This is a genomic window from Intrasporangium sp., assembly GCF_051961875.1.
Lineage (GTDB): Bacteria > Actinomycetota > Actinomycetes > Actinomycetales > Dermatophilaceae > Intrasporangium_A.
Genome location: NZ_JBQCCV010000013.1, coordinates 1 through 10,080, shown reverse-complemented (window position 1 = coordinate 10,080; position 10,080 = coordinate 1). Strand labels below are relative to the sequence as shown.

General features: G+C 72.6%; 10 protein-coding genes. 7 read left to right on the top strand and 3 right to left on the bottom strand.

Annotated features, from left to right (window positions below; translation table 11 throughout):
- Positions 1 to 399 (bottom strand): cbb3-type cytochrome c oxidase subunit I (locus ACTHJJ_RS00565; RefSeq protein ID WP_440300993.1); only part of this gene is annotated, 399 nt, incomplete at its 3' end.
- Between the two features lie 172 nt (positions 400 to 571).
- The gene (locus ACTHJJ_RS00560) at positions 572 to 2,266 is read right to left on the bottom strand and encodes an alpha/beta hydrolase (protein WP_440300992.1); all 1,695 of its coding nucleotides are present in this window, start codon (positions 2,264 to 2,266) and stop codon (positions 572 to 574) included.
- Between the two features lie 40 nt (positions 2,267 to 2,306).
- On the opposite strand from ACTHJJ_RS00560, the gene ACTHJJ_RS00555 reads away from it, so the two are divergent.
- The 5 genes from ACTHJJ_RS00555 to ACTHJJ_RS00535 all read left to right on the top strand — a co-directional run bounded on the left by ACTHJJ_RS00555 (position 2,307) and on the right by ACTHJJ_RS00535 (position 6,047).
- Positions 2,307 to 3,137: an alpha/beta fold hydrolase gene (locus ACTHJJ_RS00555; protein WP_440300991.1), complete on the top strand. Its 831-nt coding sequence runs from the start codon at positions 2,307 to 2,309 to the stop codon at positions 3,135 to 3,137.
- 21 nt (positions 3,138 to 3,158) lie between these two features.
- Positions 3,159 to 3,890 carry a DsbA family oxidoreductase gene (locus ACTHJJ_RS00550; RefSeq protein ID WP_440300990.1) on the top strand — a complete coding sequence of 244 codons (732 nt, stop codon included), beginning with the start codon at positions 3,159 to 3,161 and terminating at the stop codon, positions 3,888 to 3,890.
- Positions 3,891 to 3,910: 20 nt separating this feature from the next.
- Positions 3,911 to 4,315 carry an MmcQ/YjbR family DNA-binding protein gene (locus ACTHJJ_RS00545; protein WP_440300989.1) on the top strand — a complete coding sequence of 135 codons (405 nt, stop codon included), beginning with the start codon at positions 3,911 to 3,913 and terminating at the stop codon, positions 4,313 to 4,315.
- Positions 4,312 to 5,142 carry a 2-phosphosulfolactate phosphatase gene (locus ACTHJJ_RS00540; protein WP_440300988.1) on the top strand — a complete coding sequence of 277 codons (831 nt, stop codon included), beginning with the start codon at positions 4,312 to 4,314 and terminating at the stop codon, positions 5,140 to 5,142. Before ACTHJJ_RS00545 ends, ACTHJJ_RS00540 begins: the two co-directional genes overlap by 4 nt.
- A gap of 149 nt (positions 5,143 to 5,291) precedes the next feature.
- Complete coding sequence (locus tag ACTHJJ_RS00535; RefSeq protein ID WP_440300987.1) at positions 5,292 to 6,047, top strand: SIR2 family NAD-dependent protein deacylase; 756 nt, start codon at positions 5,292 to 5,294, stop codon at positions 6,045 to 6,047.
- Here the strand turns inward: ACTHJJ_RS00535 and ACTHJJ_RS00530 are convergent.
- A complete protein-coding gene (locus ACTHJJ_RS00530; RefSeq protein WP_440300986.1) occupies positions 6,044 to 8,035 on the bottom strand; it encodes an ABC1 kinase family protein in 1,992 nt (663 codons plus the stop codon). The genes ACTHJJ_RS00535 and ACTHJJ_RS00530 overlap by 4 nt on opposite strands.
- A 136-nt stretch (positions 8,036 to 8,171) precedes the next feature.
- Between ACTHJJ_RS00530 and ACTHJJ_RS00525 the strand changes: the two genes are divergently transcribed.
- The gene (locus ACTHJJ_RS00525) at positions 8,172 to 8,870 is read left to right on the top strand and encodes a TetR/AcrR family transcriptional regulator (protein WP_440300985.1); all 699 of its coding nucleotides are present in this window, start codon (positions 8,172 to 8,174) and stop codon (positions 8,868 to 8,870) included.
- A 9-nt stretch (positions 8,871 to 8,879) separates the two neighbouring features.
- The gene (locus tag ACTHJJ_RS00520; RefSeq protein ID WP_440300984.1) at positions 8,880 to 9,707 is read left to right on the top strand and encodes a thioesterase family protein; all 828 of its coding nucleotides are present in this window, start codon (positions 8,880 to 8,882) and stop codon (positions 9,705 to 9,707) included.
- The last annotated feature ends 373 nt before the right edge of the window (positions 9,708 to 10,080 follow it).

The window sequence follows — 10,080 nt, the reverse complement described above, 5'->3', positions numbered from 1 at the left end:
GAACAGGTAGAGCCAGTAGGCGAACATGTTGAGGCGCGGGAACGCCACGTCGGGCGCGCCGATCTGCAGCGGCATGATCGCGTTCGCGAAGCCGGCGAACAGCGGCGTCGCGAAGAGCAACAGCATGATCGTGCCGTGCATCGTGAAGAACTGGTTGAACTCCTCCGGGTTGTCCACGATCTGCAGCCCGGGCTCGACGAGCTCAGCCCGGATCAGCAGGGCGAGCACGCCCCCGATCATGAAGAAGAAGAAGGACGTCGCGAAGTAGAGGTTGCCGATCACCTTGTGGTCGGTCGTGGTGAGGATCCGCACCGCGAGCTGGCCCGGAGTGCGGGGCGGTGGGCCCGGGCGCGTGCGTGTCGTCGCGGCCCGGGCTGCTCGGTCTGCGGTCGTCGTCATCTCGCATCGCCACCTCACGCTGCGCCCGACGACGTCCCGTCGACGGGCATCGATGTTCCACACTGTACGGCTGCCGCCGCGTCTCCGACAGGGTTGCGCATTCATCACAAAGGCGACCCTGCGCCGGTGCGTACCCGATTCCAAGGGGTTGTCGCGGGGTGGATTCAGCCGGTCACGCGACGCGGTGGACCGTCTTGGTGACGCCGGCGATGATCCGCGTGTAGTCGCGGGTGGGGGCGTCCCCGAGGACCGCGCCCCACGCTGGGACGAGCTCAGCGCCATACCGATGGCCGTAGCCGTCGGGTGGATCGTGCCCGACGGCCATGTCGGTGGTCAGCTGCCAGAACGTCACGAACGGGATCCACGTGACGTCGGGGTTGACATCGCGGCCGCGCGGCTCGCGCAGCCAGTCGGGCTGGGCGCCGAGCAGCGCGGGGTTCCACCACACGATCGGATCCGACGGGTGCTGGGCATAGACGAACCGGGGGAAGTCCCAGGCTCCGTAGGGGCGCCCGTAGTAGTCGTGGGTGAGGTTGTCGGAGCTCGCCGCGAAGCGCACGTGCCGGCCGTCGTCGATGACCGGGACGATCTCGGGTGAGCCCTGCACACGTGAGGCTGTCAGCTGGGCCGCGATCTGGGTGAAGCTCGGGGTGCCGACCCACACACCGCCGTCGGCGCGGCTCATCATGTCGTGGAGGTCGGTGAACGCGGCCTGGCCGCCGTAGGAGCCGAGCGACTCGCCGCCGACGACGAGCCGGGGGCGCTGGCTCGGCGGGATGTCCTGCATGGCGGCGTAGATCTTGTTGAAGAGGAGGCGGCCCGCGTCGCCGGGCGTCTCGCGGTCGGTCATGATCGACATCGCGCTGGGCAGGTACGAGTACTGCATCGAGGCGACGGCGCAGTTGCCGCCGGTGAGGTACTCGATCGCCTGGACGGACCAGTCGTTGACCCAGCCCGTGCCCGTCGAGGTCAGCACGGCGATGACGGACCGGTTGAACGCGCCCGTCCGGTGCAGCTCGGCCAGGACCTGGTCCGCCACGCGCGCGATCGGTTCGTCGGCGTGCCGCCCCGCGTAGACCCGGATCGGCTCGATGGCCGGCTGCCCCGTGGCGTCCCGGATCTGCTCCGGCGTCGGGGCGCTCGTGACGAACCTCTGGCCCTCGTAGCCGAGCGTGGCGTAGGGCTGGAGGGACTGCGGGCTTCCGGACTTGAGCGGTGAGGTCGGTGGCTCCACGCCGGTCGGCGGCTTCTCGTTCACCTGGGCGGCGATCGTGCCGAACCGCTGCATGACCCGGTGGAAGACGACGCTGTCCCCGACCCACGCGGCCACCATCGTCACGACGATGACCGCGCACACCGACGCGATCGTCGCGGGGAGCACCTGGCCGACGGCCTCGGCCAGCCGGTGGGTCAGCCGCCGCAGCCCCCGGACGATGGCGATGAAGACGGTGAGGATGAGCAGCGCCAGCACGATCGACTTGAGCCAGTCGACGGGCCCGGGCGGGCTGAGGTGGACATGTGCGGCGGTGCGGCCCTGGGAGCGCACGTTGGCCACGGTGAGCCAGATGACGAAGGCGGTGGCGAGCACGTGCCAGCCGGTCCGCAGCCACCGGCCGGCCTGTCGCGACACCCGGATCTCGAGCTGGACGAGGCGGGCGAGACGGGCGACGAGCCAGCCGCCGACGACGCCGATCGCATAGCCCGCGCCGGCGCAGATCCCGCTGATGATGCCCTGGTAGTACCACGTGCGGGGCAGCAGGCTCGGTGACCAGGAGATGAGGAAGAAGCCGGCGGCGACGTAGAGCCCGGGGACCGACAGGCCGAGCACGGTGCGCCGCACGTGGTCGGGCACGATCCGGGCGGGCATGTGGAAACCCTATGGCGCCCGCCGCGGTCATGATGGAGCAGTGGCGACTTCCCGGCTCACGACGTTCGAGCACGACGGCCTGACCTTCGGCGTCACCGACACCGGGCCCCTCGACGGGGTGCCGGTCCTGCTCCTGCACGGCTTCCCGGCCGACCGGTCGAGCTGGACCCGGGTCGCGCCCCTCCTGCACGAGGCCGGGCTGCGCACGTTCGCACCCGACCAGCGCGGGTACTCACCCGGCGCGCGCCCGGCGGGCAGAGCGGCATACCGCCTCGAGCACCTCGTCGCGGACGTGACCGCGCTGGCCGACGCGACGGGCCACGAGCGCGTCCACCTCGTCGGGCACGACTGGGGCGGCGCCATCGTCTGGCTCGTCGCGGGCAACCACCCGGAGCGCGTCGCCTCGATGACATCGCTCTCGACGCCGCACCCGGCGGCGCTCCGGCGCGCGGCCCGCCGGCTCGAGCAGGCCGCGCGGTCGTGGTACATCGGCGCGTTCCAGCTGCCCTACGTGCCCGAGCACGTGCTCGCCGCGGCCTTCCGGCCGATCTGGTCGGCCACGGGCCTCCCCCGCGAGGACCTCGAGCGGTATGCCGCCCACCTCGCTCACGCTGACGCGCTGAACGGGCCGCTCAACTGGTATCGCGCCGTCCGTGAGTCGCACGTGCGCGCCTGGCCGGTGAGCGTGCCGGCGACCCTGCTCTGGGGCTCTCGCGACGTCGCGCTCGGCCGGTCCGCGGCGGAGCTGACGCGCGGGTTCGTGACGGGGCCGTACGCCTTCATCGAGATCGATGCCGGGCACTGGCTGCCCGAGACCGTGCCCCAGGCCTGCGCGGCCGCCGTCATCGACCGGGTTCAGTCGGTGTCCTGACGCCCACCTACAGTGGGGCGCGTGAAGATCGACATCTGGGCCGACATCGTGTGTCCGTACTGCCACCTCGGCAAGGCTCGCTTCGAGGCGGCCCTCGCGGAGTTCCCGCACCGGGACGAGGTCGAGGTGACGTGGCACAGCTTCGAGCTCGACCGGTCGGCGGAGCCGGTCGCCGACGGGACGCTGCCCGAGATGCTCGCGGCCAAGTACGGGATCCCGGAGAGCGACGCGGTCGCCCAGCACGAGGCGATCGCCGAGCAGGCCCGCGAGGTCGGCCTCGACTTCCAGTGGCAGCAGGCTCGGCCCGGCAACACCTTCGACGCGCACCGCCTGGTCCACCTCGCCTCGGACCACGGGCTCGAGAAGCCGATGCTCGAGCGCCTCATGCGCGCCTACTTCACCGAGGGCGAACCGGTCGGCGACCGGGCCACGCTCGTGCGCCTCTCCGCGGAGGTCGGCCTTGACACGGACGAGGTCGGGCGGATGCTCGAGTCGGACGACTACGGCAACCATGTCCGCAGCGACGAGGCGACCGCGGCCATGATCGGGGTGACGGGCGTGCCGTTCTTCGTCCTCGACCGCAAGTACGGCCTGTCCGGCGCGCAGCCGGTGCCGGTCCTTCTCCAGGCGCTGCAGCAGGCCTGGGACACCCGCCACGAAGAGCCCGAGCCGGTCGCTGCCGGCGGCGGCTGCGGCGGGGGCTGCCAATGCGGCGCCGGTGGCTGCGGCTCTGGCGGCGACGGGATCTGCTGACAGGCCCTACGGTGGGTGCCATGGCGCACCCGCTCATGTTCGAGGCGTCCGACCCTCACCTCCGCCGGCTCCGGGACCTGTGCCTCGCACTGCCGGGCGCGGCCGAGAAGATCGCCCATGGCCGGCCGAACTTCTTCACGCAGAAGGTGTTTGCCATTTTCGGGGGCTCGCTGAAGGGTGAGCACTTCGCCCCGGTTGCCCGTCGTGCGCTCCTGTTCCTGCCCGACGCGTCCGAGCGTGACGCCCTCGTGCAGGACGAGCGGTTCTTCGTGCCGGCCTACGTGGGCCCGTCGGGTTGGCTCGGGCTGACCTTCCACGGGTTTGGGGTCGACGACGTCGACTGGGACGAGGTCGGCGAGCTCGTCGACATGTCCTACCGCAACACCGCCCCGGCCCGGCTCGTCCGAGAGCTCGACGCGCGATGACCGAGCGGCTGGGGCCCGACGGCTCCTGGCACAGTCAGGACAACCACCCCGTGCGCCTCGAGTGGGGTCCCACCGGGGCGGGCTTCCTCGTGGGGTATGCCGCCCAGCGCGGTTCAGCCGTCATCGCCGTCGTCGTCGACGTGCTGAGCTTCACGACGTGCGTCTCGGTGGCCGCCGACGCGGGGACGTCGGTGCTGCCCTACCGGTGGCAGGACGAGAGTGCCGAGTCGTTCGCCGCCGAGCGCGGCGCGGCCCTCGCCCTGCCGCGCAGCGTGGCTCGCCATGAGGGCGGGATCTCCTTGTCCCCCAGGTCCATTCGTGAGGCTGGCTCGATCGGGTCGCTCGTGCTGCCCTCTCCCAACGGATCCACGATCACGACGATGCTGGCCGAGGCGGGGGCCACGGTCGTGGCGGCCTCGCTCCGCAACGGCGCCGCGGTGGGCCGGTGGCTCGCGGACCGGTTCCGATCGAGCCCGGGCGAACCCCCGGTCGTCGTCCTCGTGCCGTCCGGCGAACGCTGGCCGGACGCCTCGCTGCGGCCCGCCGTCGAGGATGCCTGGGGAGCCGGAGCGGTCGCGACGGCACTGGTCGAGTCGCTCGAGCACCAGGCCGGCCCGCTCCTGCTGAGCCCGGAGGTAGAGGCGGCGCTGGCGTCGTTCACGGCGGTGCGCGGCCGGGTCGACGAGGCCCTCGCGCGGTGCTCGAGCGGGCGCGAGCTCATCGAGCAGGGGTATGCGCAGGACGTCGCCATCGCGGCAGAGCTCGGCTCGAGCACCGCCGTGCCGATGCTGCGCGACGGCGCCTTCGTCCCCACCCCCGTCGACTGAGCGCTCCGCCCCACCAGCACCACCACAGGGTGTGACCCGTGGGACCAACCGCTCACTCGACGTGTTCCGAATGCCCCCCGCACTCGAGTGAGCACTCCGCCCCACCAGCACCAGGACGGCATATGTCCCTCGTGTGCGAGCCTGTCCGGATGGACCTGCCCACGGAGCTGACCTCGGCCCTCAGAGCCGCCGAGCGGGTCGTCGTCCTCAGCGGCGCCGGGATGTCGGCCGAGAGCGGCGTGCCGACCTTCCGTGACGCGCAGACGGGCCTGTGGGAGCGGTATGCCGCTGAGGACCTCGCGACGCCCGCGGCCTGGGAGCGCGACCGGGCGTTCGTGTGGGCGTGGTACCTGTGGCGGTTCGGCGGGATCAGCCAGGTCGCCCCGAACGCCGGCCACCGCGCGCTGGCCGAGTGGGCCGGGCGCGAGGGCGGCCCAGACGTCGCGGTCGTGACGCAGAACGTCGACGACCTGCACGAGCGCGCCGGCAGCGATCCCGTCGTGCACCTCCACGGCTCCCTCGCGGCCTACCGCTGCGAGGCCTGTGCGGCGCCATACGACGAGCCGATCGCCTTGCCCGACAGGACGGTCGAGCGGATCGAGCCACCCACGTGCCCGCGATGCGGCAGCAGCATCCGTCCCGGCGTCGTCTGGTTCGGCGAGATGCTGCCGATGGCCGAGTGGGACCGCGGCGTCGAGCTCGTCGAGGCGGCGGACCTTGTGCTCGTGGTCGGCACGTCCGGGATCGTCCACCCCGCGGCAGGGCTGCCCGCCATCGCCCGGGGCACCGGCAGCCTCGTCGTCGAGGTCAACCCGGTCGACACGGACGTCTCGGACGTCGCGCACCACGTGATCCGCTCCACGGCCGCGGTGGCGTTGCCGGCCCTCGTCGCGGCGACCCGTTAACCGTCTCGCGCGGTCTCCCGGTGCTGGTGGAAGACGAGGGCGAGCACGCGCGAGGCGAGGATGAAGCCGAAGAAGACCATGGTGAAACCGAGGAAGGCGTAGAGCCGCACCTGACCGGTCATCATCGGACCGCCGTCGGCGGCGATGAGGATGACGCCGCCGAGCGTGGCGGCCGCGGCGAGCGCCGTCATGACGAGCTGGTGGACGATGCCGGTCAGGAACGCCCGGTCGCCGGGGTCGCCGAAGGCACGCACCCCCAGCGTGAAGCGCCCCGCCTCGAGGTCCTCGCTGATCTTGCTGAACCGGCGCGGCAGCCGCTGCAGCATCGGCAGGACGGTTGCGAGCTGGCTCTCCAGGCTGGACCGGACCTCGGTGGGTGTGAGCGATGCGGTCACCAGTCCGCGGCCGTGCTCCCGGGCCGCGGACACCACGTCGAGGTCGGGGCTGATGACGCGCAGGCTCCCCTCGAGGGCACCGAGGGCACGGAACGCCCCCGCGACCTGCGGCGGCACGGTCAGGCCGTGCCGGAGGACGAGCCGGAACAGCTCGACGAACATCGCCGCGCTGCCCACCGGCCCGGGGCCGGCGGTGTGACGCAGCATGAGCTGGCCGAGGTCTCGCTCCAGGCCCCGGTCGTCGATGCGGCCGGTCCGGTCGAGCAGGTCGAGCAGGGCATCGGCCGCGGCGATCGCGTCCTGCCGGTCGACCGCGGCGAGGAGCAGCCCGATGGAGGTCCGGGCACCCTGGTCCAGTCGGCCGACGGCCCCGAAGTCGAGCAGGCCGAGAGTGCCGTCGTCGGCGACGAAGATGTTGCCGGGGTGCAGGTCGGCGTGGAAGACACCGGTCACGACGATCTGGTGCAGGACCGCGCCGAGCAGGTCCTCGGCCATCGCCCGGCGCTCGTCGGGCGCGAAGCCGGCGAGGACCGCACCGGCCTCACCGACCGGCCGGCCCGGCATGCAGTCCATGACGAGGACCCGTCGGGTGCACCACTGCTCATGGGCGCGTGGCACGCGCAGCCGGCTCCGGTCCGTGGCGGCGAGACCGGCCGCCACGGAGCGCATGTTGGTCAGCTCGACCCGATAGTCGAGCTCCTCGTCCAGAGACGTCGCGAAACCCTGGGCGAGCGGCCGCGTCCCGAGCCGGCGCCCCCAGCCCGTCGTCCGCTGCAGCCAAGCCCCCAGCCTGAGGATGATGTCGAGGTCGGCCGTCACCTGGCGGCGCGCGCCCACACGCTGGACCTTGACGACGACCTCCTCACCGGACCGGAGGACCGCACGATGCACCTGACCCACGGACGCCGCCGCCATCGGCTGCTGGTCGACGTGGCTGAACACCTCGGCGACCGGCCGGCCGAGCTCCTGCTCGAGGACCCGCTCGACGTCGGCCCACCGCTGCGGGGGCACCCGGTCCTGGAGGGTCGACAGCTCCGCGATGTACGCCTCGGGCAGCAGGTCGGGCCGAGCTGAGAGCATCTGCCCGAGCTTGACGAACGTCACGCCGCCCTCGGTCAGGGCCAGCCGGAGCGAGCGCGCCACCTTCGACGCGGGCTGGTCGGTCCCGGGCCCGGTCGGGCGGAGGTAGGCGCCGAGCCCGTGCTGAGCCGCGATCCGCACGATGGCGGTGTAGCGGGCGGCACGACGCCGCCGCGCCGGGAGGGAGCGCACGAGGGAGACCGGGCCGGGCAGCGTCCCCGTCGGGACGAAGACCTCGAGGATGGCGAGGATCGCGACCTGCACCGCGATGAGCCAGGCGACGACGAGCGCGAGGATCGCGAAGGTCTGGCCGAGGGCGGGCGAGTCGATGCTCGTGTCGAGGCCCAGCGTGTGCCCGACCCACGTCAGCAGCCCCGCTGAGCCGGCCTGGATGAGCAGGCTCAGCACGATGGTTCGCGGCCAACCGACCGGGACCCCGAGGAGCCGCCGCACGACGAAGCTGACGAGGGCGACGTTGACGACGGTGGCGACGAGATACGCGAGGACGTCCAACTGCGTTCCTCCCGGGGATCGGTGTGCGGCCCACTCTGCCGTACGAGTCCGTATGGCGGCCCGCAAGTCGGGCGGGTGTCGTCCCGGTCCGTGTCGGCTGGCGCAGTCGGACCGCTGGGCGGGCATGATGAGGAGCGTGACCGTCTCGACCGCACCGGAACCTGAGCGCGCGGCCCGCTCGGGGCCGCGGCGGGCGACATACCACCACGGCGACCTCCGCCGAGCGTTGCTCGACGCCAGCACGGAGCTGGCCCGGGAGGGCGGCCCCGACGCCGTCGTCGTGCGCGAGGCGACCCGGCGGGTCGGGGTCTCGGCGAACGCGGCATACCGCCATTTCGCGGACCGGGACGACCTGCTCGAGGCCGTCGCGAGCCGTGCCCAGGGCCAGGCCGCGGACGTCATCGCCGAGTCCATCGCGGCGGTCCCCGACGACGGCGCCGTGCAGTCGGTGGCCCGGCGGCGCTTCCGCGCCGTGGGTCTGGGCTACCTTCGGTTCGCGCTCGCCGAGCCGGGGCTGTTCCGCACCGCGTTCGGGGTGCCGGTCGACCTCAGCCGGTCGAGCTCACCGGAGGCGGCGGGTCAGTGCGGCCGCACGCCGTTCCAGCTTCTGTCCGACCAGCTCGACGCGATGGTGAGCGCCGGGGCCCTGCCACCGGAGCAGCGCGAGGGGGCCGAGCTGCTGGCGTGGTCGGCGGTGCACGGCTTCGCGATGCTCGCGCTCGAGGGGCCCCTGCGCGGCCTGCCGCCAGAGGCCATCGAGCACATCGCGCCGCGTCTCGTCGAGATGGTCGACCTCGGTCTGGGGCTCGTCGAGAGCCCGGTCGCGGGCGGTTAGGGTGGCGGCGTGACGACCGCCTCCGACACGCTGCTCGGTGACTTCGAGCTCGCCACGGACGTCCCGGCCTGCTACCTCCCGCTCGACGACGACCGCTACGCGCCGACGATCCACGTCCAGGGCGCCTGGCGACCCGACGAGCAGCACATGGCACCCGTCGGGGGCCTCATCGCCCACGCCATCGAGACCCACGAGCCGCGTCCGGAGCTGCAGCTGGCGCGGATCAGCTACGACATCCTCGGCATCATGCCGGCCCGCCCGAGCACGATCGCCGTGCGCACCCTGCGACCGGGTCGCACGATCGAGCTCGTCGAGGCGACGATGTCCGTCGACGACCGGCCGGTTGTCCGGGCCCGCGCCTGGCGGCTCGCCACCGGCGACTCCTCGGGGGCGGCCGGCCTCGAGCTCGAGCCGATGCCGGGACCCGACGCGTTCCCGCGGTGGAACGGGATGGAGATCTGGGGCGGGGGCTACATCCGCAGCCTCGAGGTCCGCGCCGATCCCGCAGGCCGCCCCGGGCGGGCCCGGGTCTGGATGCGGTCCCCCAACAAGCTGGTGCAGGGCGAGGTGGTGTCGCCGACCGCGGCCTTCCTCGCGTTCGCCGACACGGCGAACGGGATCGCGGTCCGGGTGCCGCCCGGCGAGTGGGCCTTCCCGAACGTCGACCTCACCGTGCATCTGCTCCGCGAGCCGGTCCCCGGGTGGGTCGGCCTCGACACCCGAGTCAGCCTCGGCGAGAACGGGATCGGCCTCACCTCCAGCGTCCTGCACGACGTGAACGGCCCGGTGGGGACCGTCGAGCAGATCCTCACGGTGCGGCGTCTCCCCACCTCCTGACTCCGCCGCTCTGGCGCGAGCCCCCTATGGCCGCCAGAGTGGAGCCACGGGTTGAAGCCACGTGCTCGCCTTCGCGGCGCACCGGCGCACGCTCGCGGTGCTCGCCCTCGACAAGTACGGCGTGACCCGTCTCGGCTGGGGCGACCCCGTCACGTACCTCGACACGGCCGCGTCGAAGTGAGGAGCCGCCCAACGCAACCCACCCGTATGCCGCTCAGCTGAGCGGCATACGGACTCGTCCCGCCACGCCCCCCCTTCGCTCTCCGTCGAGTGAGCGCCCCCACACTCCCCCCCCCAGACACGTGAGGCACGGGGGACGACGAGCACACTCGACGTGGGAAACGTATGACTGAGTGCTCACTCGACATGGGCG